The following is a 22,411-nucleotide window of genomic DNA, read 5'->3' on the forward strand; positions in this document are numbered from 1 at the left end:
AAATTTAATAATGAATTTTCTTTTAATAAACTTACTGCATAAATAGTTAATTAATTTTAAAGACTATATTGTAAATAAGATAGTCTTGAAAGGAGTTTAAGATGAACAATTTTAAAATTAAAACTCAGATTTATTTTGGTCAAGGAGCTTTAGAACGGTTAGAGGAAGTAGGAAATAAAAAAGTTTTTGTAGTTACAGATCCTTTCATGGTGAAATCAGGAATGATTAATAACATAACAGAAAAATTAAAAAGTGCTAACATAACTATATTTAGTGATATAGTTCCAGATCCACCTATAGAGCTTATAGTTCAAGGTATAGAAGAGCTTCAGAAAGTTAAGCCAGAAGTGTTGATTGCTCTAGGAGGAGGTTCTTCAATAGATGCAGCTAAAGCAATAATGGATTTTGCGAAGAAAATTACATCTGTCACAGATATGGAATTTATAGCTATCCCAACTACAAGCGGTACAGGTTCAGAGGTTACATCTTTCTCAGTAATAACAGATAAAACTAAGGGAACAAAGTATCCATTAGTTTCAGATGATCTATTACCAGATGTGGCTATATTAGATCCAGAACTAGTGAAAAGTGTACCTGGATCAATTACTGCAGATACAGGTATGGATGTAATAACCCATGCTCTTGAAGCTTATGTATCTACAAATGCTTCTGATTTTTCAGATGCTTTAGCTGAAAAAGCACTTATACTATCATTTAAATATCTTTTAAGAGCATATAGTAATGGTGAAGATATAGAAGCTAGAGAAAAAATGCATAATGCATCATGTCTTGCTGGAATTGCATTTAATTCAGCTTCTCTTGGATTAAATCATGGGATAGCCCATGTTCTAGGCGGCAAATTCCATGTACCTCATGGAAGAACTAATGCTTTATTATTACCTTATATAGTTGATTTTAATGCTGACATAGTAGGATATGAGAATAATGAGTTTTCTAGAGCTGCTATTAAATATGCTAACATAGCAAAATTATTAGGATTACCTTGTAGTAATGCTAGAGCAGGAGTTAGAAGTATTGTAAATGAAATTAAAAAATTACAAAAGGAAATGAATATGCCTACCACTTTAAAAGCTTGTGGTGTATCTATGGAAGAATTAGAAAAGCTTAAAGAAGAAATTGCAAACAGTGCATTATTAGATGCATGTACTGCAACTAACCCTAAAATACCTACTCCTCTTAATGTTATTGAAATTATCGGAAAAATTAAAGAATAACATCAAAAAATGGGTTGACAGTATAAAATTTTGAATATATAATCGAAATATACACAAAGTAGTGTAATGGTTTTAAGCAAAGGGGCTTCTTGAAAATATTATGTTTTCGAGGAGCCTTTATTATTTTTATAAAATTATAGATTTATTTAAGAATAGTTGTTAAAACACAGGTAATACTAAGACTAATAATTTATATGAAAATATTATTTTAGTGTTGTCTCTAAATGCAAAGGTAAGGTGAGTATATGAGTGACGATAAGCAAAGGATCATACAGGAGTTTGTTCCAGGAAAACAAGTAACCCTTGCACATATAATAGCAAATCCTACAGAAGAGCTTTATAAAAAGCTAGGTCTTGTAGCAAGCACTAGAGATGCTATTGGTATTTTAACTATAACTCCAAGTGAAGGTTCTATAATTGCTGCTGATGTAGCTACAAAAGCTGCTGGAGTTAATCTTGGGTTTGTAGACAGATTTAGTGGTTCACTTGTTATAACAGGAGATATTAGTTCTGTAGAATCAGCATTAAAGGAAGTTACTTCTGTACTTGAAGGATTATTACAATTTACCTCTACAAAAATTACTAGAACCTAGGAGGTAACATGAAAAAAGTAATATTTATAGGAAAGACTGGAAGTGGAAAGACTACTTTGTGTCAAAAGATTCACGATTTAGATTTAGAATATAAGAAGACTCAATCGGTAGAAATTTATGATGAGTCTATAGATACTCCAGGAGAATATCTAGAAAATAGATCTTACTACAAAGCTTTGATAGTAACATCAGCAGATGCAGATGTAATTGCACTAGTATATGATTGTACTTCAGAAGAATCGTACATAGCACCAGGTTTTTGTAGTATGTTTGCTAAAGAATGTATTGGGATAGTGACAAAGATAGACATTGCTCAAAACAAAGATAGAATAAAATATGCTAAGGAAATCTTAAATGAGGCTGGAGTATCTAGAATATTTGAAGTAAATACTTTAGATGGAACTGGCATAGAGGAATTAATTAAATATTTAAGTTCATAATATAGAGGAGAATAATTAAATATGAGTAAAAAAATCATAATAGTCGACGATGAGCCTATTATTAGAATGGATATCAGAGATATCTTAGAAGCGGAGGGTTACAATGTAGTAGCAGAGGCTTCAGATGGGTTTAGTGCTGTAGAACTTTGTAAAGAGCATAAACCTGATTTAGTAATTATGGATATACAGATGCCTATACTTGATGGCATAGGAGCCAGTAAAAGAATTAGACTTGAGCATCTTGCAGGTGGAATACTTTTATTGACAGCCTTTAATGATACTGAATTTATAGAAAAGGCTAAAAGTGTAGGAGCATATGGATATCTGGTGAAACCTTTAGATGAAAAATCATTTATTCCAACAGTGGAAATGTGCTTAGCTAAAGTAGAAGAGTTTGAAGAGTTAGAAAATAACCTGGAGAAAGTTACATCAAAGTTAAACGAAAGAAAATTAATAGAAAAAGCAAAAGGTATACTTATGAAAGAATTAAATTCCGATGAAGAAGAAGCTTACAGATACATTAGAAAATTAAGTATGGATAGAAGATGCTCTATGATAGATATTGCAAAAACTTTAATAGTGGCTTATGAATAAGATAAAAGAATTATGTAATATTTATACTAATCTTACTGATGAAGATGTTAATAAAATCATAGAGGTTTCTAGCTCTATTGAGTTAATAGCTAATTTAGAGGAATGTGATGCTTTTATAGATGTGCCATCAAAAAATCCAGAAGAAGCTATAGTGGTTTCAGAAGGAAGAAAAAAAGAATCTATTTATACTAATTCTGTAGTAGGGAAAAAAGCTTTAAGAATTAATGAGCCTGGTGTAATAAGAACTCTAAAAACCGGTGAGGTTTTTAAAGGAGTAAGAGCTTTAACACAAGAAAATAGATTTGTAAGGCAAAAGGTATACCCGATTTATAATAAGGAAAAAATAATAGGAGTAATTATTGTTGAGGATGATATAAGTAATGAAATAAAAGAAGATTTTACTATTCCTAATGATGGCTCCAAAAGCAAAAGACAAAAGACACATCAGCTTATGAACTTGATAAATTCCAATAGATTGATAAATGATAACTTAGAATCTGCCATTTTAGTTTATGATGAAAATGGAATATTAAGAATTAAAAATAGAAAAGCTGATATGATTTACATAGGTAGGGGATATAATGAGCTTGAAGGAATGCATTATGATGACTTGTCCTTAGATAATACCCTATTTACTAATATTAATAAAATCTTAGAGATTACAGAAGATAATAAAGTAATAACAAAGGAAATAAAAGTTGGTAATTTTTATTATGGAATAAAAAGAATACTGATTAAGGAAGAAGACTTGAGAGTTATTGAAATAGTTCAAGATATAACAGATATAAAGAATAAGGAAGCTGAAATAATCTCTAAATCTGTTGCTATAAGAGAAATTCATCATAGAGTAAAGAATAACTTACAAACTGTAGCTTCACTTTTACGTATTCAAGGGAGAAGATGTGATAGTGAGGAAGCAAAGGTAAGTCTTCAAGAAAGTGTGAATAGGATTCTAGCTATTGCAGCAACTCATGAACTTCTATCTAAGGATATAAGTGATGAGGTAAAGATTATGAAGGTTATAAATGCTATAGTAGATAATGCTAAAAGATGTTTTTTAAACATTCAAAAGGAAATTAACATAGAAGTATCAGGTGATGATTTTTATATTGATACAGATAGAATTACTGCAATATCTCTTATAATTAATGAATTAATACAAAATTGTTATGATCATGCTTTTAATCATAGGGAATGTGGCACTATAAAAATTATTGTTACTGAGCAGGAAGAGTTTAGAGAAATATCAGTAGCTGACGATGGAGTTGGTTTTGATACTTCCATAGATAAATCTTCTAGCTTAGGAATGTCTATAGTAAAAAACTACGTATCTGATAAATTAAAAGGTGATATAGATATATTTTCTAATGATGAGGGAACTAGAATTAAATTTAGATTTCCTATAAAACTTGAATAAAATAGAACTACATTGAAGTAGTTTGATTTAAGCAAAGAGGCTTAAAGTTAAAAAAATTAATTTTCATAGTTATTTGAAAGATTAATTTGATAGCTTTAAGCCTTTTTATATTTGTATTTGGAGGTGATTTAATGAGAGAAGAACTTTTAAGTGTTGGAATTGATATTGGAACTAGTACAACTCAACTTGTATTTTCGAAACTAATCATAGAAAACACTGCTTCAAGTTTTTCAGTACCTAGAATATCAATAGTTGATAAAGAAGTAGTTTATAGAAGTGATGTTTATTTTACGCCACTTAAATCTATGACAGAAATTGATGCCGAGAAAGTTAAGGATATAGTATCTTTAGAATATAAAAAATCTGGTATCAATAAGGATGAAATACAAACAGGAGCTGTAATTATAACAGGTGAAACTGCTAGAAAAGAAAATGCCAACGAAGTACTGCATACTTTAAGTGGATTTGCAGGAGACTTTGTAGTTGCTACAGCAGGTCCAGATCTTGAAAGTATTATAGCAGCTAAAGGTGCAGGAGCTCACATTTACTCCAGTGAACATTCTACAAGTGTAGTTAATCTAGATATTGGTGGAGGAACTACAAATTTAGCTGTGTTTACTAGAGGAGATTTGAAGGAAACTGGATGTCTAGATATAGGTGGAAGACTTATAAAACTTGATAAAGACACAAATAATATAGTATATATAGCACCTAAAATACAAAATATTATAAATCAAAATAATTTTGATATAAAAGTTGGCTATAAAGCAACTAAAGAAATGTTGATTCCAGTTATTGATGAAATGGTAAAGCTTTTAGAGGAAAGCGTAGGAATTAGGACTCAAACATCTATCTTTGAAATGATAGTTACTAATAAGTCTATTGCCTTAAATGAGGAGATTAAGTGTATATCTTTTTCAGGCGGAGTAGCTGACTATGTATATAATGAATCTCCTATAGAAGATTATTTTAAGTATGGAGATATAGGAATACTTCTTGGAGAAGCTATTAAAAACTCAGACTTATGTAAAAAATTAAAATTGGCGAGAGCAATAGAAACTATAAGAGCAACAGTAGTGGGAGCTGGCTCTCACACTATGGATATTAGTGGAAGTACAATTACATATACCCATGACAACTTCCCTATAAAAAATTTACCAATTTTAAAGCTCAGTTTAGAAGATGAGAATAGAGGTTCTGAAGTTTTAGAAAAAGCTATATCAGAAAAAATTAACTGGTTTAAATATGAAAATGAACTTCAGAGTATTGCCATAGCCCTACATGGAAAGAAGAATCCTTCTTTTGCAGAAATACAAGATATGGCAAAGGGACTAGTAGGTGGGATGAAAGAACTGATTGATAGAAAGCTTCCACTTATTATAATTGTTGAAAATGATATGGCAAAGGTATTAGGTCAGGCTATTTACTCCCTTTTACATCTTGATAAGGACATAGTTTGTATAGATGGTATCAAGGTGGAAAATGGAGATTATATAGATATAGGAAAACCCGTAGCGGAAGGTAAAGTATTACCTGTAGTTATAAAAACATTAGTATTTAATTAACCGAGAGGAGGATTATCATGATTTTAAAAACTAAATTATTCGGAAAAGTATACCAGTTTAATTCAGTAATGGAAGTTATGGCAAAAGCAAACGAAGAAAAATCAGGAGATAACTTAGCAGGAATAGCTGCACAGTCAGCAGAGGAAAGGGTTGCAGCAAAAGTTGTACTTTCTAACCTTACATTGTCTGATTTAAGAAATAATCCTGCAGTACCTTATGAATTAGATGAGGTTACTAGAATAATACAAGATGACGTAAATGAAAAAATATATGCAGAAGTTAAAAATTGGACTGTAGCAGAATTTAGAGAGTGGCTACTAGATGATAATACTACAGGAGCAGATATAAGAAGAGTTTCAAGAGGAATAACATCAGAAATAGTGGCTGCTGTTGCAAAAATAATGTCTAATATGGATTTAGTATACGCAGCTAAGAAAATAAAAGTTACAGCACATTGTAATACAACTATAGGAGAACCCGGTACATTATCTGTTAGATTACAACCAAATCATCCAACAGATGATCCAGATGGAATACTTGCATCTTTAATGGAAGGATTAAGCTATGGTATTGGAGACGCAGTGCTTGGATTAAACCCAGTTGATGACTCTGTAGAGAGCGTAACAAAAGTCTTAAAGAGATTTAATGAATTTAAAGAAAAATGGCAAATACCAACTCAAACTTGTGTACTTGCGCACGTAACTACACAAATGGAAGCAATTAGAAAAGGTGCGCCAGCGGATCTTATATTCCAATCAATTGCTGGTTCTGAAAAAGGAAATGAAGCATTTGGATTTACTGCTGCAACAATAGAAGAAGCAAGACAACTTGCACTTAAAGAAGGAACTGCTACAGGTCCAAACGTAATGTATTTTGAAACTGGTCAAGGTTCAGAACTTTCTTCAGATGCACACCATGGTGCTGACCAAGTAACAATGGAAGCTAGATGCTATGGATTTGCTAAGAGATTCCAACCATTCTTAGTAAATACAGTTGTTGGATTCATAGGACCTGAGTACCTATATGATGCAAAACAAGTTATAAGAGCTGGTCTTGAAGACCACTTTATGGGTAAACTTTCAGGACTCCCAATGGGATGTGACGCTTGTTACACAAACCATATGAAAGCTGATCAAAATGATATAGAAAACTTAGCGGTATTACTTGCTACAGCAGGATGTACATACTTCATGGGAATTCCTCATGGTGATGACGTAATGCTTAACTATCAAACAACTGGATATCAAGAGACAGCTACATTAAGAGAGTTATTAGGAGTAAAACCTATTAAACCTTTTGAAGAGTGGATGGAAAAAATGGGAATTATAGAAAATGGCAAGTTAACCAGAAGAGCTGGCGACGCTTCAATATTTTTAGGATAAGGGGGGACTACTGATGAACGAACAAGAATTAAAATTAATGGTTGAAAAGTTATTAGGAGAAATGGTAGAAAAATCAGGTAGTACTGACATAGTAAATCAAGTAGCAAATAAAATGAGTGCTGTAATAGGTTCAGTAGATGAAAATGGATGTATTCCAGATATCACAGAAATTGACCTTAAAAAACAACTTTTAGTTGAAAACCCTCATGATAGAGAAGGATACCTAAAAATGAAGGAAAGAACTCCAGCAAGAATAGGTATTGGAAGATCAGGTCCAAGATACAAAACTATAACTCAATTAAGAGTTAGAGCTGACCATGCTGCTGCACAAGACTCTGTATTCTCTTATGTATCTGAAGACTTTATAAAAGAGAATAATTTAATACCAGTAAATACAATGTGTGTTGATAAAGATCAATATATAACTCGTCCTGACCTAGGAAGAAGATTTGACGAAGAAACTACTAAGTTTATAAAAGATAAGTTCTCAGGTCAAAAAGTGTTAGTAGTAGTTGGAGATGGACTTTCTTCTGCAGCTATTGAAGCTAACCTAAAAGATTCAGTTCCTTCAATTAAGCAAGGTTTAAAAATGTATGGAATTGAAATTGGAGATATATTATTCATTAAACATTGTAGAGTTGGAGCTATGGATGCCATTGGTGATGCAACAGGAGCAGAGGTTGTTTGTATGCTAGTAGGTGAAAGACCAGGTCTTGTTACTGCTGAATCAATGAGTGCTTATATAGCTTATAGACCAACAGCTAATATGCCAGAGGCTAACAGAACAGTTATATCAAACATCCATAAAGGTGGTACTACAGCAGTTGAAGCTGGAGCACATATAGCTGAACTTATAAAGACAATGCTTGATAAAAAAGCATCAGGAATAAATTTAAAAATATAATTTAGGGGGAATTTATTGTGATTAATGAAGCATTACGTCCAACCGTATTAAGCGTTAAAATAATTTCAAATGTAAGCCCAGAACTAGTTAAAAAATTAGAATTACAACCTCATCATAAAAGTTTAGGTATCATTACTGCTGATAGTGATGACGTAACTTACACTGCCCTTGATGAAGCTACAAAAGCTGCTGAAGTTGATGTAGTATATGCAAGATCAATGTATGCAGGTGCTGCTAATGCATCTACAAAACTTGCTGGTGAAGTTATTGGAATAATAGCTGGACCAAGTCCAGCAGAAGTAAGAAGTGGTTTAAATGCTACTATAGACTTCATGGAAAATGGATCACACTTTGTAAGTGCTAATGATGATAACTCTATAGCTTACTATGCACACTGTGTTTCAAGAACTGGAACTTATCTTTCAAAAGTAGCAGGAGTTAAAGAAGGAGAAGCAATAGCTTATCTAGTAGCTCCACCACTTGAAGCTATCTATGGATTAGATGCAGCTCTTAAGGCAGCAGATGTTGAAATGAAAGAATTCTTTGGACCTCCAACTGAAACAAACTATGGTGGTGGATTACTTACAGGTAGTCAATCAGCATGTAAGGCAGCATGTGACGCTTTTGCAGAAGCTGTCAAATCAGTTGCTCAACAACCAGTAAACTTTTAGGCGAAGGTTTAGTAAGTGAGTAAAGCATTAGGTCTAGTAGAAGTAAGAGGATACGTTGCAGCAGTAGAAGCTGCAGATTCTGCTCTAAAGGCTGCAAATGTTACTTTGATTGGACTAGAGAAAATAAAAGGTGGAATAACTACTATTAAAATTATTGGAGATGTAGGAGCGGTAAAGGCTGCAGTTGATGCAGCCAAGGCTTCTGTAGAAAGTTTAGGTACTTTTAGAACTGCTCATGTGATACCAAGAGTAGATTCACAAGTTGAAGGTTTATTCTTTGAAGGACATAAAAAACCACAAGAGGTACCTATAGAATCATCCAGTGAAAAAAGTGATACAAAAGATAAGGAAAAAACAGAAACTCCAGTTAATAAAAAAGAAGAGGCTTTAGTCAAGGAAAAAGTGGAAACTTCTGAAGCGGAAATTGTAGAAAAAGTTACAGAAGAAAAATTAGAAGCTAAAAAAGAAACCAAAGAAAAAAGTAAGGAAATAGAGCCTCAAATAAACAAAATAGAAGAAATTATAAAAAATGATTTCAAAGATCATATAGATTATAACTCTATGAAAGTAGAAGAGTTAAGAAGATTAGTTAGAACTTTAAAAATTCCGAATATGACAAATAAACAAATTAAATTTGCCAAAAAGGATGTGCTTATTAAAACTATACTAGAATATAACAAAGCAGGTGAAAAATAATGGAACTTACAGATAAAGATTTAGCGTCTATACAAGAGGTTAGAAATCTAATTAAAACAGCTAAAGCTGCTCAAGCAAAATTGGCTAAAAAATCTCAGGATGAGATTGATAGAATAGTTAAGGCTATGGCTGAGGCTGCTGCAGCAAATGCAGAGAAGCTAGCTAAAATGGCAGTTGAAGAAACTGGATTTGGAATATGGCAGGACAAAGTAATTAAAAATATTTTTGGGTCTACATATATCTATGATTATATCAAGGATCTAAAAACTATTGGTATAGTTGCAGAAGATGAAGAGAAAAAAGTTATGGATGTTGCAGTACCTATGGGAGTAATTGCAGGATTAATTCCTTCAACTAATCCAACATCAACAACTATGTATAAAGCTCTTATATCATTAAAATGTGGAAACGCAATAGTATTTTCACCACATCCAAATGCTAAAAAAAGTATATTAGAAACAGTTAGAATTATTAATGAAGCAGCTGTAAAGGCTGGATGCCCAGAAGGAGTTATTGGATGCATTACAATTCCAACCCTTCAAGCTACAGATGAATTAATGAAAAATAAAGATACAGCTATGATACTTGCAACTGGTGGTTCAGCAATGGTTAGAGCAGCGTACTCTTCAGGTACACCGGCCCTTGGAGTTGGTCCAGGAAATGGTCCAGCATTTATTGATAAGAGTGCTGATATTAAAGTTGCAGTTAAGAGAATAATGGATTCTAAAACTTTTGATAATGGAACAATCTGTGCTTCTGAGCAATCAGTGATTATAGAAGAAGCTATTAAAGATAGAGTGGTGACTGAATTCAAAAATCAAGGAGCATATTTCTTAAGCCCAGAAGAAGCAAAACAACTTGGTAAATTTATAATGAGAGCTAATGGAAGTATGAATCCACAAATAGTTGGTAAGAGTGTAGAAACTATTGCAAAACTTGCTAATTTAACTAACGTACCTTCTTCAGCAAGAGTACTTATTGCTGAAGAAACAGAAGTAGGACACAATGTTCCATATTCAAGAGAAAAACTAGCTCCAATTCTAGGATTCTATGTTGAAAAGAGTGTAGATGATATAGAAGCTAAGTGTAGAGAAATACTTATTAATGAAGGCGCTGGTCACACATTCTCAATGCACTGTGAAGACAAGGAACTAGTAAAAAGATTTGCTCTTAGTATGCCGGTATCAAGAATACCAGTAAACACTCCAAGTACTTTAGGAGGAATAGGTGCTTCTCTAAATATAGTACCTGCTTTAACTTTAGGTTGTGGAGCTATTGGTGGAAGTGCAACATCTGATAATGTAGGACCACTTCACCTTGTAAATATCAAAAAAGTAGCTTATGGAGTTAGAGAAATTGAACATTTTAGAGGTGGAAGTAGCAATTCAGTTAATGGAAATAATAGTTCACTTTCATCTGCAGACACAGAAGAGCTTGTTAATTTACTTGTTAAGAAAATAATAAGTGAATTAAGATAATAAAATAAAATTTCAAAGTATATTGGTTAAATTTAAGGAGGAATTTATAATGGCAAACGCAAATGCATTAGGAATGATTGAAACTAAAGGATTAGTAGCAGCAATAGAAGCTGCAGACGCAATGGTTAAAGCTGCTAACGTACAACTAGTAGGAAAAGAACAAGTTGGTGGCGGTCTTGTAACTGTACTTGTAAGAGGAGATGTTGGAGCTGTTAAAGCTGCTACAGATGCTGGAGCAGCTGCTGCTGAAAGAGTTGGAGAATTAATATCAGTTCACGTAATCCCAAGACCACACTTTGAAGTAGATGCTGTTTTACCAAAAACACAGGAAACAGTTTAATTTAGGTTTGTGTAGAGATGTATTGCTAAAATAAGCAATACGTCTCTTACATCTAATGAGGGATGTGAAGATATGTCAGTATTAACTGAAAGTGAAGTTAGAAGACAGTTAAAGGGAACAGACTTTAAGGAATATACCGAATTTAGAGTTCTAAAAGGGCAAATAGTAACCCCATCTGCAAAATCATTTTTGTCAGAAAATAATATTAAATTGAAGTATGTAGATTCTTTAGAGGAAGTAGTGCATGAAGTAAAAAAGGTAAAAGAAGAAGTACCTGTAAAGTTACAAACGAGAGAAGAAAAAAGTAAATATATAACTGTATTTGGTGCTGAATTAATGGAAAAACCTGAGCATATGACACATTTAAATGGAAACTTATTAGTGTTTAAAGATCATAAGATAATAGCGCTGAGAGGAAAGTTAGATTCTCTTGAGTCTAAGATATTGGAAACTCAAGTTATTACTCATAAATTAGGAGCTTCAAAGCTAACAGAAGACCTTGAAGAGATATTAAAGTTTGTAAGATGTCTCCTTAGATGTGAAGTAGTTAATGAACCAGTAGGAGAATTTAAACTTCTTGGTATGACTCCAGAAGAATTGAGAGAAAAATCTCATTATCCAAAGAAATATTATGGGATTGGTCATGAGCCAGTAGCGTTTTCTATGGGTGAGGCTGTTGTGGCATTAAATTCTTGTAGAACAACTATAAGAGAAACTGAACTTTTAGCTTATACCGCATTTAAAGGGGAGTATGGTGATGTTCAAAGGCCGGATATAATAAAGGCATTAAATAGATTATCATCCTTGTTTTGGATAATGATATTTAAATATAGAACTGGAGAATACAGTTAAAGCAGGAGGATGAAATATGAATAATCTTTTAGTAGAAGATATCATAGATGAAGTAATAAAGAGAGTAAAAAAAGAAGCTTTTATAGAAGTTGAAGCCTCAGGAAAACACGTTCACCTATGTGAAGAACATATAAACATATTATTTGGACGTGATTATCACTTAAATAAGGTTAAAGACTTATCACAACCAGGTCAATATGCATGTAAAGAAAGAGTTACTATAACAGGACCTAAGGGTTCACTAAAGAATGTTGTTGTTCTTGGACCTGCAAGGAAATCTACACAAGTAGAAATTTCATTAACTGATGCAACAGTTCTTGGAATTAAGGCTCCTGTTAAAGAGAGTGGTAAAATAGAAGGTACTCCTGGAATTACAATTTCTACAGAACGAGCTACTCTTACAATAGATAAAGGAGTAATTGTTGCTAAAAGGCACATACACATAACTCCAGAAGATGCAGAGAAGTTTGGTGTGAAAGATAAAGAAATCATTCAAGCAAAGGTTTATGGTAATAGACCCCTAATATTTGATGATGTTGTCATAAGAGTAAGCCCAGACTTTAGAACATATATGCATATAGACTATGATGAGGCTAATGCTTGTGGATTTACGAAGGGAACTCTTTGTAGAATAGTTAAGTAGGCCTCAAAAAGGAGGTATATAAATGAACTATGATAAACTTGTGGACTTAATAGTAAAAGAAGTTTATAAAAAGTTAGAAGAAACAAATAAAAATATTGTAAAACATAAGATAGCTGTAATAATTGGAGATGTAGAGTTGGATCCTATTACTAAATCTAATTTAGATGAAGAATATACTGTGACTTCATATAATGAAGAACAAATAGAAGCTGACATAGCCATAGTTTCTACACTATCTATAAAGTCCATGGCAAATATAGCTACGCTAACTGGTATTAATGAAGAAGAAAACTTTATCATTAATATGCTATTAGCAGGTAAGAAGGTATATGTCCTTGAAAATGGTCTAGAGTATAGAAAGTATAAAAATACTGCTCCAAGAGCACTATATAATAAGTATTTAAGCTTTGAAAGAGAGCTTAAAGTTTATGGAATTGATATAGTTGAGTTTATTGAAAAAGTTGAAGATAAAACCACAAGAAAAGAAGAGTATAAAAAAGTTGAAGATATTAGTATATTAGAAACTTCAAATTTTATATCAGAAGAGATGAGCTTCGAAATTAGAAATAAGAAACTTATTAGTGAGATGGATCTTAGGAAGCCATTTATGAATGGAATGAAATCTGTGGTAATAGATAAAAAAAGCATAATCACTCCATTGGCTAACGACTTTATAAGAATTCATAATCTGAAAGTTAAAAGAGTTTAGCGGAGGATAATATGGTTATAGGTAGAGTTGTTGGTAGATTATGGGCAACTAGAAAAGATGAAAAGCTAAATGGTCAAAAGTTTTTAATAGTGAGGCTACTTAAAGATATAGATGTAGAAGAAACAGGCTTTTTTGTAGCAGCGGATAGTGTAGGTGCAGGTACTGGAGACAATGTACTTATAACTAGAGGTGGTGCAGCTAGAGTATCACTAGGAGAAAGAGATGTACCTGTGGATGCAACTATAATAGGAATAATTGATTCAATAGAGGTGGAAAATGAGTAAAAGTATTGGAGCAATTGATTTTAAAAGTATAGCTAAAGGCATTGAAGTTGCAGATGAAATGGTGAAAAAAGCTGATGTTGATGTACTATATATTAAAACTATATGTCCTGGAAGGTTTTTAGTGATATTAACAGGAGATGAAGGTGCTATAAGAACAACCCTTGACCACGGGATTTTCTCTGGTCAGGGGCATATAATAGATAGTTGTATTATAAATAGTGTCCATAATAATATTATACAAGCTTTGAAAAGTAGGTTTGTAACTAAGGCTAATGGGGCCATAGGAGTAATGGAGACCAATAGCGTAAGTAGTGGTCTTAAAGCGTTAGATATTGCTCTTAAGGGAGCCAATTTAAATTTAGTAAAACTACAAGTAGCATCTGGAATAAGTGGTAAACTTGTTTATATTATTTCTGGTGGGCTTAGTGATGTAGAGCATGGAATAAATATAGCTAAAGAAGCTATAGAAGAAAAACGAATTGTTCATGCATCAGTAATACCTTCGCCAGATGAACTTATCATTAAGTATTTAACATAAAAGCTTAAACTTTAGTTTACACAGTTAACAGTATAAATAAATTGAATAAATAAAGAATTAACTTATTAAGGAGATGAAACAATGGGAATTAACGAGATAATCGTATATATCATGGTTGTATTTATGGCCCTTGGAGCCATAGATAAGTGTTTAGGAAATAAGTTTGGACTGGGAGAAAAGTTCGAAGAAGGTTTCATGGCTATGGGTTCTCTTGCAATTGCAATGATAGGAGTTATCTGTCTTGCACCAGTACTTGCAAATATATTAGAACCAGTAATAGTACCAGTATTTAATTTCTTAGGAGCAGACCCCGGTATGTTTGGAGGTACATTACTTGCAAACGATATGGGAGGAGCTTCGCTTTCTAAAGCTCTTGCAGTAGATTCTCAAGCAGGAATGTTTGGCGGATTAATAGTTGGTTCAATGATGGGTGTTACTATAGTATTTACAATTCCAGTTGCCCTTGGAATAATAGAAAAAGAAGATCATAAATTCTTAGCTATGGGAGTATTAGCAGGGGTTATTACAATTCCATTAGGAGCTTTTGTTGGTGGTCTTGTAGCTGGATTCCCAATAATTATGGTACTAAAAAACTTAATTCCAATAGTAATAATTGCAGCACTTATAGCTTTAGGACTTTGGAAATTTGAAAATGCAATAATTAAAGGATTTACAGTTTTCGGGAAGTTTGTAGTAATAGTTATAACTTTAGGATTAGCAGCGGCTGTAATTGAAGCATTAACAGGAATTGTTGTAATTCCAGGAATGGCACCAATTTCTGATGGTATTGAAACTGTTGGAGCAATAGCAATAGTTCTTGCTGGAGCATTCCCACTAGTATATGTAATTACGAAAGTATTCCAAAAACCATTAATGGGATTAGGTAAAGTTTTAAAAATGAATGATATAGCAGCTGCTGGTATGGTTGCAACGCTTGCTAATAGTATTCCAATGTTCGGAATGATGAAGGATATGGATAACAGAGGTAAAATAATTAACGTTGCTTTTGCAGTATCTGCAGCCTTTGTATTTGGAGATCACTTAGGATTTACAGCAGGATTTAATTCAGAAATGATATTACCAATGATAGTTGGTAAATTAGTTGCAGGAATTACAGCAGTATTTGTAGCTATATTTATTGCAAACAATGCAGCTAAAAAGGAGGAGGCTAAATAATGATGGAAAATATCGATAAAAGCTTATTAGAAAAATTAGTTAGACAAATAATAGAAGAAAAACTTACAGGAGCTTCTAATGATTCTGTAGATTTTGTAAGAAATAAAGATGTAAGTGGAATTATCTCTGTTAAACTACCAACAGTTAGAGTAGATGAGTCAAATAGACTTGATACTGGAAATAGCAGTGATATAGTATATACAAAAGATTTATTCACTCTTGAGGAAAGTAAAAGATTAGGTTGTGGAATAATGGAGATGAAAGAAACAACCTTCGATTGGACTTTAAACTATGATGAAATAGATTATGTTATAGAAGGACATCTAGACATAGTAATAGATGGAAGACTTGTATCTGCAGATGCTGGAGAATTAATTTTAATACCAAAAGGAAGCACAATTAAATTCTCAGTTCCAAACTATGCTAGATTCATATATGTAACATATCCAGCAGATTGGGCAACTCAAAACTAATAAATTAATTAACATACCAATACAGACTATATCCAAATTTTATTTAGATATAGTCTGTATTTTTAGTTTAAATATAAACTAATAGAATATTAAATATTCTATTACTGTAATTTCTATCTGAGCTTATTATTAATATAGATGACTATGTTGAATTTTATGTCTACCATTAACTTTAATATGAATAATTATTGTTATTATGCTACTTAATAATAGAAAGGCATAAAAACTAATTACACGGCTTAATAGCATTGCAGAGAGCAATAATTCTTTTGAAAAGAATATTTTAAATAATATCATAAAGCTACTTTCACTGGCACCTACTGCACCAGGCAAAGGCAAAGAAGAGACTGCTATAGTTAATAAGGCTTGTATAGAAAGTACATCTATAATGCCATAAGTACTTAATCCAAAAGATTTATATATGAAATATGGAACTAAATACATGGCTGTGATTTGTAAAACTGTAACTATTAAAACCTTAACAATTAGTAAAGGATTATTTTTGATATAATTAGCACCATTAGTATATTCATCAAGGTGAACATCAATTTTAGATAGAGTATACTCTGTATTTTTTATAACTTTAAATTTTGATAAGAGTTCAACAATAAATTTAATAAATTTACCAACTAAATTTTTAGAAAATATAGCTGCAAATATAAAACCTATTATAAATACATTTATCATAACTCCGTAAATTAACAACCATTTAATGCCATGTATATTATTTATTATAAAAGTATATTTAAAAAGATACATAAGTAGTCCATATAAAAGCATTACTGATTGATAGACTATGGCAACTATTAACAAAGTTAAAGAAGAATAGGATATATTTATATTATCCTTTTTCATATAGTATACTTGTGCTGGCTGACCACCAGATGATGAAGGAGTAATAGCACTAAAGTAAAATCCAATAAAGGAATAACCAATACATTTTTTAAAAGGTACTTTTATATTTAAATTTTTAAGTATAATATAAATAACATAAGCTTCAAAAATTATAAATAGACACATCATAGAAAATGCTATGAATAAGTAAATAGGATTAATTGTGTTTATTACAGGGATTAGTGAAGTTATCGAAGTATCTTTAAAAAGTAAGTAAAAAGTAATAGCAATGAGTAAGAACATAAAAATTAAACTTCCATAGTAGTTTTTAAACTTGTCTTTTTTTATAGATTTTTGCACAATTAATGTCCTAACCTTTCTGGTGTTATAAATTTATAACCTACTAATTTTAACTTAGGTAAAACTGTAGATAATGCTTCAATGGTTTTAAGAGGAGCATTGGAGGCACCCCCTGAATTCTCTCCTGCATCATGTAGACATATAATAGAATTTCTATCAGTGCGTAGTATTAACTTTGAAGATATAGAATCTACTGTAGCATATTTACTCCAATCTTCTGCCATAACATCCCATAAAATCATTTTTAAATTATACTGTTTAACAAAAAAGTTTGTAAAGATATTACTATGTCCCCAAGGAGGTCTATAATAGTTGATTTGATAATTGAAGTTTTTCATGATTTCTATACTATTTTTAAAATCTTTTTTCGTATATTTATAGCTATAAAAGAGAGCATTTTTATGGGCTAAAGAATGTAGTGCTATAGTGTGCCCTTCTTTATGCATACGATAGATTATTTCAGGATTATTCTTAGCATTCTCTGCAACAACAAAGAAAGTAGCTTTAATTTTATTTTCTTTAAGCACATCTAAAAGATTATTAGTATATCTTTCATCAGGGCCATCATCAAAAGTTAGCATTATTTCATTATCTTTATTAGTGAGTTTAATAATATTTGAATTTATATATTTGTTGTATAAAGTTGGTATAATTGAATGAATTAGAAAAATAATTATAATAATAGCTGTTAAAGTAGTAAAGTACATTAAGCACACGCTCCATCCATATTAGCTTCTAAAGTAAGTAATACTTTTTCAATTGATGTACAATCAAATTGTTTTTTAAAAATTTTTATATTATTAGAAAGATTATCTAGTATTGCATCATCAAAAATAATTTTTTTTATTTTATCAAAACATTTATCAGGACTTGTCTCAAGAACCTTTCCAATACCATTATTTAATATAAAGTTAGTATTATTAATTTCTTGTTGAAGAAAAGGCTTAAAGGCAATTAAAGGTGTTTCTGAGAAAATACTTTCAAATAAAGTTATTCCACCAGGTTTAGAAAGTATTAAATCTGCTTTTTGCATATATTTATAAACCTCATCAGTATATCCAAGTACATTAATATTTTCATATTTTCCATAAAGCATATTATAGATTTCAGTATTTTTTCCTGTAATAACTGTAGTCTTTACATTTTCTAAAGAATTAAGCTGGTTATAAAATTCCATAGACTTGGGTAATAGCCCTAATCCACCGCCCATAATAAGGAGCTGTTTTTCATTAGAAGAACTATTAGTTATAGATTTTTTAAATTCCTCTTTTACTGGTATTCCATTAATAAATATTTTGTTTTCAGGAACACCTTTTAAAATTAAATCCTTTTTTAAAGAGTTACTTCCAACTAAATAACAATTAGTATTATCATTAAGCCACTCTGAATGACTACTAATATCCGTTATGCAAGTTATAAGCGGAAGAGATGGATTATATTTCATCTTATATCTTGATATTAGTTGAGAGCAAAAGGGTAGAGTAGAAATAATAATATTAGGTTCTACATCTTTAATTAGGTTATCAAGCTTAGGAAGAAAGTATTTTAAAAACATAGGATTCATATTATATTTTCTATTTTCCGTAATTTTATAAACTTGATTATAAAACACACTACCTTTGTTCACCATAACATTAAAAGCCTTATAAAGTGCATTGGAATAATTTGGTAAAGAATATTCAAAAACATCCTTTATAACTACTGATGCATTAGGATGATTAGACTGAATTTGTTCACATAAAGATTTAGATACTGAATAATGGCCCATACCAAATTTTCCTGTAAGAATTAATATTTTCATATTTTAAACCCCCCATTAATTCTACATAATTTTTACTATGGTTTTATTTTACATGGTAAATCTTAAGAAATACCTTTAATAAATCTTAAGATTTATTAAAGATTTGGAGGAAATTATTAAGCTAAACATAAATTAATAATAAATTACTATATTAAATAGAGAAATAAAGACCTTAGATATATAATAAAAAGGATTGTCTCAAAAGAATTAACTTTGAGACAACACTTTTAAAAATATTATTTAAGGTTATCTAGTTTTTTATTGTACATAAACATGTAAAGTGAAGCAGAAAATATAACTATGTATCCTAAAATACTTATGATATCAGGGGATTGGTTAAATATTACCATGCTTATAATAGCTGAAAAGATTATATTAGAGTAATCAAAAATTGATATTTCTTTTGCAGGTGCATACTTATAGGCTAGAGTAATTCCAAATTGTCCTATAGTTGCAAAGATACCGGCTAATATTAAGTAGGTAAATTGAATCAAAGTCATAGGTGTATAAGAAAATATCATAAATGGGAAAATTGTTATTACAGAAAAGCAAGAAAAATAAAACACCACAGTATAATGCTTTTCACGGTTTCCAATGGCTCGAACGCAGGTATAGGCAGAGCCAGCAAATATGGCAGATGAAAGCCCTATGAGGTAAGGAATTATGTCTACACTAAAAGCAGGCTTTATAATAAGTAGTGATCCAAGGAAACCAATAGCAATGATAGTAATATGCCTTACCTGTAATCTTTCTTTTAAAAAGATAGCAGAGAAAAGTATTACAAAGAAAGGACTTAGCTTATTAAGCATATTAGCATCTGAAAGAATAAGATGGTCTATAGCATAAAAGTTTAATATTACTCCTAATGTGCCTAAAGTGGATCTCATAATAAGAAGCTTTTGGTTTTCTTTTTTGCCAAAGAAACTTTCTTTGTGATATATAATCATACCAAGGGCTATGACAAAAGAAACTATGTTTCTAAAAAAAGCCTTTTGCATAGAGGGTAAATCTCCAGATAGTTTTACAAAGGCAGACATCATTGCAAAGCCAAAGGCAGATAAAATAATTAATATTATTCCTTTAATTCTATTACTCATAGTACGTCTCCAATCTTAAGTTAATTTTTATAAACTATTTTAAAATACAGTTTATGTATCATAGTAAAGTTATAAATGCAATTCAAATGATATTACTTATCAATTATAATTATCCACTATTTCATAAATTTTTCAAGGGAATAGGGATATTTACGAATGTTATGTAAATTTAATTTATATTTATAGTTAATAACCTAAAGTTATATGTATTATTTAATATGGAGTCCATAAAGATTGTTGAATAAGTTATGCTAGTAGTATATAATTTAAGTTAAATGAATAATAGTTTAAGGTACATTAAGTTTAATAGGGAAAGTGGTTAAAAGCCACTGCAGCCCCCGCTACTGTGTACGGATACAAGTCATGATACCACTGGTAATTTACTGGGAAGGAAATGATGAGGATAAGCCGTGAGCCAGGAGACCTGCCTAAAACTTTGTTAGTTGAGACCTTCGGAGGGAAGAGTATATCAAACTATTTTTTAGTTTAATAAATTTAGTTATGTGTATTAACACCCTTATCTTAGAGGATAAGGGTGTTTTTAGTTATAATAAAACTATTTAAAGAATAAATTTTACAGAATAAATTTAGATGGAGTGATAAGAGTGGATGAATTAAAAAAGTTATTAAGTGGCATTGAAGAAGTAAATAGAGAAGTAATGAATAATTCTAAGAATTACATAGATCATTTAAGCAAGCCTATAGGAAGTTTAGGAGTATTAGAAGAGATTGTTGTAAAACTTAGTGGTATTAAGGGTGAGCATATAAAAGAAATAAAAAAGAAAAATATAGTTATAATGTGTGCTGATAATGGAATTCAAGAATCAGGGGTTTCTTCATGCCCAAGAGAGGTAACAGCTACAGTTACAGAAAATTTTGTAAAGGGTACTACTGGAGTGTGTATATTAAGTAGATACTACAATAATGATACTACTGTGGTTGATATAGGAGTGGATAAGGAATTTACTGATCCTAGAATAATTAACAGAAAGATTAGATATGGTACAAGTAATATGACTAAAGGTCCTGCAATGACTAGGGAAGAAGCTATCAAAGCTATAAAGATAGGAATTGATATTGTTAAGGAGTTAAAAAATCAAGGATATGATTTAATAGGAACTGGTGAGATGGGAGTAGGTAATACAGCTACTTCTGCAGCTATAATAAGTGTATTCTCTGGAATTGATAGTGATTTAATAGTTGGTAAAGGCTCAGGTCTAACAGATGATGGATTGTCCCATAAAAAGGCTATGGTAAAAAAATCTATTGAAATAAATAAGCCTAACAAAAATGATGCAATAGATGTGCTTAGTAAGGTAGGTGGATTTGATATAGCTGGCCTTTGTGGAGTATTTTTAGGAGGTGCTATATATAAAGTGCCAGTGGTAATTGATGGGCTTATATCATCAGCTGCAGCTATTTGTGCAAAGGAATTAAGTTCAAAGACTTCAGGGTATATGTTTGCATCTCACCTATCAGCAGAACCAGGATCACAATATGCAATGAAAACTTTAGGACTTGAACCTATGTTTAGTTTAGGAATGAGATTAGGTGAAGGTAGTGGATGTCCAATAGCCTTTGGAATAATAGAGAGTGCTGTTTTTACTATGAATAATATGGATTCCTTTAATGAAGCTGGCATAGATAAAAAGGATTATATAGATATAAGAAAACAATAGAATATGAACCGGTGCAGATAGGTTATTGATATACGGCTTTTTATAAAGGAGTGTAGTAATTGAAAATATATATAGTTAGACACGGGGAAACAGAAGAAAATATAAAAAAGACTTACTATGGAGATATAGACTGTGAACTAACAGAAAAGGGAATTAAGCAAGCAGAATTAGTAGGAGAAAAATTGAAGCATATAAACTTTGATAAAGTGTTTTGTAGTGAAAAAAAAAGAGCAAAGGAAACCCTTAAAAAAATATATGAAGGAGAAGGAGTTAAAGTAGATTCTAGATTGAATGAAAGAAACTTTGGAATCTTTGAAGGAAAAAACTATAAGCAGTTACAAGATTCATTTAAGTTAGAATATGATACTTGGACAAATGATTGGAAGGAGTATTCCATAGAGAATGGAGAGAGCTTTATAGAGGTTTATAATAGAGTGAAAAGCTTTATGGAAGAACTAAAAAAAGAATCAGTTGAAAATATACTTATTTGTACCCATGGAGGAATTATAAGAACAATATATACTTATATATTGGAAGGTAGTTTAGATAATTATTGGAGGTTTAATTCTAAAAATGCAGATTTGTCCATAATTAAATTAGAATACGGGTACTTTTATATTGATAGTATAATTCCAGTAGAATTTTAATAT

Annotated in this window: 25 protein-coding genes and 1 riboswitch; of the genes, 21 read left to right on the plus strand and 4 right to left on the minus strand. The window is 31.1% G+C overall.

Annotated elements, in window-relative coordinates; all coding sequences use genetic code 11:
- Positions 1 to 101 precede the first annotated feature (101 nt).
- From B3086_RS16065 to B3086_RS16155, 19 genes are all read left to right on the plus strand, one after another.
- Entirely contained in the window at positions 102 to 1,235 is a 1,134-nt protein-coding gene (locus B3086_RS16065; RefSeq protein ID WP_346847397.1) for a 1-propanol dehydrogenase PduQ, read from the plus strand.
- A gap of 245 nt (positions 1,236 to 1,480) precedes the next feature.
- A complete protein-coding gene (gene eutS, locus B3086_RS16070; RefSeq protein ID WP_035130564.1) occupies positions 1,481 to 1,828 on the plus strand; it encodes an ethanolamine utilization microcompartment protein EutS in 348 nt (115 codons plus the stop codon).
- 8 nt (positions 1,829 to 1,836) lie between these two features.
- Positions 1,837 to 2,268, plus strand: coding sequence for a EutP/PduV family microcompartment system protein (locus tag B3086_RS16075; protein ID WP_035130567.1), 432 nt, complete (start codon positions 1,837 to 1,839; stop codon positions 2,266 to 2,268).
- A gap of 21 nt (positions 2,269 to 2,289) precedes the next feature.
- Positions 2,290 to 2,862, plus strand: a complete 573-nt coding sequence (locus tag B3086_RS16080; RefSeq protein ID WP_035130570.1) for an ANTAR domain-containing response regulator — start codon at positions 2,290 to 2,292, stop codon at positions 2,860 to 2,862.
- On the plus strand, positions 2,855 to 4,279 hold the full coding sequence (locus tag B3086_RS16085; RefSeq protein ID WP_035130573.1) for a sensor histidine kinase: 1,425 nt from the start codon (positions 2,855 to 2,857) through the stop codon (positions 4,277 to 4,279). The genes B3086_RS16080 and B3086_RS16085 overlap by 8 nt, the downstream gene beginning before the upstream one ends.
- A 131-nt stretch (positions 4,280 to 4,410) precedes the next feature.
- Positions 4,411 to 5,844, plus strand: coding sequence for an ethanolamine ammonia-lyase reactivating factor EutA (eutA, locus tag B3086_RS16090; RefSeq protein ID WP_346847398.1), 1,434 nt, complete (start codon positions 4,411 to 4,413; stop codon positions 5,842 to 5,844).
- A 17-nt stretch (positions 5,845 to 5,861) separates the two neighbouring features.
- A complete protein-coding gene (locus B3086_RS16095; protein ID WP_346847399.1) occupies positions 5,862 to 7,226 on the plus strand; it encodes an ethanolamine ammonia-lyase subunit EutB in 1,365 nt (454 codons plus the stop codon).
- Between the two features lie 13 nt (positions 7,227 to 7,239).
- Positions 7,240 to 8,130, plus strand: a complete 891-nt coding sequence (gene eutC / locus B3086_RS16100; RefSeq protein ID WP_346877288.1) for an ethanolamine ammonia-lyase subunit EutC — start codon at positions 7,240 to 7,242, stop codon at positions 8,128 to 8,130.
- A 17-nt stretch (positions 8,131 to 8,147) separates the two neighbouring features.
- Positions 8,148 to 8,801 carry an ethanolamine utilization microcompartment protein EutL gene (eutL, locus tag B3086_RS16105; RefSeq protein ID WP_035130583.1) on the plus strand — a complete coding sequence of 218 codons (654 nt, stop codon included), beginning with the start codon at positions 8,148 to 8,150 and terminating at the stop codon, positions 8,799 to 8,801.
- A gap of 15 nt (positions 8,802 to 8,816) precedes the next feature.
- Positions 8,817 to 9,497, plus strand: coding sequence for a BMC domain-containing protein (locus B3086_RS16110; RefSeq protein WP_346847401.1), 681 nt, complete (start codon positions 8,817 to 8,819; stop codon positions 9,495 to 9,497).
- Entirely contained in the window at positions 9,497 to 10,975 is a 1,479-nt protein-coding gene (locus B3086_RS16115; protein WP_346847402.1) for an acetaldehyde dehydrogenase (acetylating), read from the plus strand. Before B3086_RS16110 ends, B3086_RS16115 begins: the two co-directional genes overlap by 1 nt.
- Positions 10,976 to 11,024: 49 nt before the next feature.
- Positions 11,025 to 11,315: an ethanolamine utilization microcompartment protein EutM gene (gene eutM / locus B3086_RS16120; protein WP_035130585.1), complete on the plus strand. Its 291-nt coding sequence runs from the start codon at positions 11,025 to 11,027 to the stop codon at positions 11,313 to 11,315.
- Positions 11,316 to 11,387: 72 nt separating this feature from the next.
- Positions 11,388 to 12,167: a cobalamin adenosyltransferase gene (locus B3086_RS16125; protein WP_346847403.1), complete on the plus strand. Its 780-nt coding sequence runs from the start codon at positions 11,388 to 11,390 to the stop codon at positions 12,165 to 12,167.
- 16 nt (positions 12,168 to 12,183) lie between these two features.
- Positions 12,184 to 12,810 (plus strand): ethanolamine utilization phosphate acetyltransferase EutD, encoded by a 627-nt coding sequence (gene eutD, locus B3086_RS16130; protein ID WP_346893909.1) that lies wholly within the window; start codon positions 12,184 to 12,186, stop codon positions 12,808 to 12,810.
- Between the two features lie 22 nt (positions 12,811 to 12,832).
- Entirely contained in the window at positions 12,833 to 13,519 is a 687-nt protein-coding gene (locus tag B3086_RS16135; protein ID WP_035130591.1) for a TIGR02536 family ethanolamine utilization protein, read from the plus strand.
- An 11-nt stretch (positions 13,520 to 13,530) separates the two neighbouring features.
- The gene (locus tag B3086_RS16140; protein WP_035130595.1) at positions 13,531 to 13,803 is read left to right on the plus strand and encodes a EutN/CcmL family microcompartment protein; all 273 of its coding nucleotides are present in this window, start codon (positions 13,531 to 13,533) and stop codon (positions 13,801 to 13,803) included.
- A complete protein-coding gene (locus B3086_RS16145) occupies positions 13,796 to 14,341 on the plus strand; it encodes a BMC domain-containing protein (protein WP_346847404.1) in 546 nt (181 codons plus the stop codon). Before B3086_RS16140 ends, B3086_RS16145 begins: the two co-directional genes overlap by 8 nt.
- Positions 14,342 to 14,422: 81 nt before the next feature.
- Positions 14,423 to 15,517, plus strand: coding sequence for an ethanolamine utilization protein EutH (gene eutH, locus B3086_RS16150; RefSeq protein ID WP_035130598.1), 1,095 nt, complete (start codon positions 14,423 to 14,425; stop codon positions 15,515 to 15,517).
- Between the two features lie 2 nt (positions 15,518 to 15,519).
- Complete coding sequence (locus B3086_RS16155; protein WP_346847434.1) at positions 15,520 to 15,990, plus strand: cupin domain-containing protein; 471 nt, start codon at positions 15,520 to 15,522, stop codon at positions 15,988 to 15,990.
- Between the two features lie 129 nt (positions 15,991 to 16,119).
- Here the strand turns inward: B3086_RS16155 and B3086_RS16160 are convergent, their stop codons facing one another.
- The 4 genes from B3086_RS16160 to B3086_RS16175 form a co-directional block, all read right to left on the minus strand.
- Positions 16,120 to 17,184, minus strand: a complete 1,065-nt coding sequence (locus B3086_RS16160; protein WP_346847405.1) for a lysylphosphatidylglycerol synthase transmembrane domain-containing protein — start codon at positions 17,182 to 17,184, stop codon at positions 16,120 to 16,122.
- Positions 17,185 to 17,186: 2 nt separating this feature from the next.
- The gene (locus B3086_RS16165; RefSeq protein ID WP_346847406.1) at positions 17,187 to 17,891 is read right to left on the minus strand and encodes a polysaccharide deacetylase family protein; all 705 of its coding nucleotides are present in this window, start codon (positions 17,889 to 17,891) and stop codon (positions 17,187 to 17,189) included.
- Positions 17,891 to 18,985 (minus strand): MGDG synthase family glycosyltransferase, encoded by a 1,095-nt coding sequence (locus B3086_RS16170; protein ID WP_346879500.1) that lies wholly within the window; start codon positions 18,983 to 18,985, stop codon positions 17,891 to 17,893. The genes B3086_RS16165 and B3086_RS16170 overlap by 1 nt, the downstream gene beginning before the upstream one ends.
- 236 nt (positions 18,986 to 19,221) lie before the next feature.
- On the minus strand, positions 19,222 to 20,082 hold the full coding sequence (locus B3086_RS16175) for a DMT family transporter (protein WP_346847408.1): 861 nt from the start codon (positions 20,080 to 20,082) through the stop codon (positions 19,222 to 19,224).
- A 273-nt stretch (positions 20,083 to 20,355) separates the two neighbouring features.
- Positions 20,356 to 20,528, plus strand: a riboswitch (cobalamin riboswitch).
- Positions 20,529 to 20,687: 159 nt separating this feature from the next.
- On the opposite strand from B3086_RS16175, the gene cobT reads away from it, so the two are divergent.
- Complete coding sequence (gene cobT / locus B3086_RS16180; protein WP_346847409.1) at positions 20,688 to 21,761, plus strand: nicotinate-nucleotide--dimethylbenzimidazole phosphoribosyltransferase; 1,074 nt, start codon at positions 20,688 to 20,690, stop codon at positions 21,759 to 21,761.
- Positions 21,762 to 21,820: 59 nt separating this feature from the next.
- Entirely contained in the window at positions 21,821 to 22,408 is a 588-nt protein-coding gene (gene cobC, locus B3086_RS16185) for an alpha-ribazole phosphatase (protein WP_346847410.1), read from the plus strand.
- Positions 22,409 to 22,411: the final 3 nt, after the last annotated feature.

The organism is Clostridium sp. UBA871 (assembly GCF_002295255.1).
Lineage (GTDB): Bacteria > Bacillota > Clostridia > Clostridiales > Clostridiaceae > Clostridium_J > Clostridium_J sulfidigenes.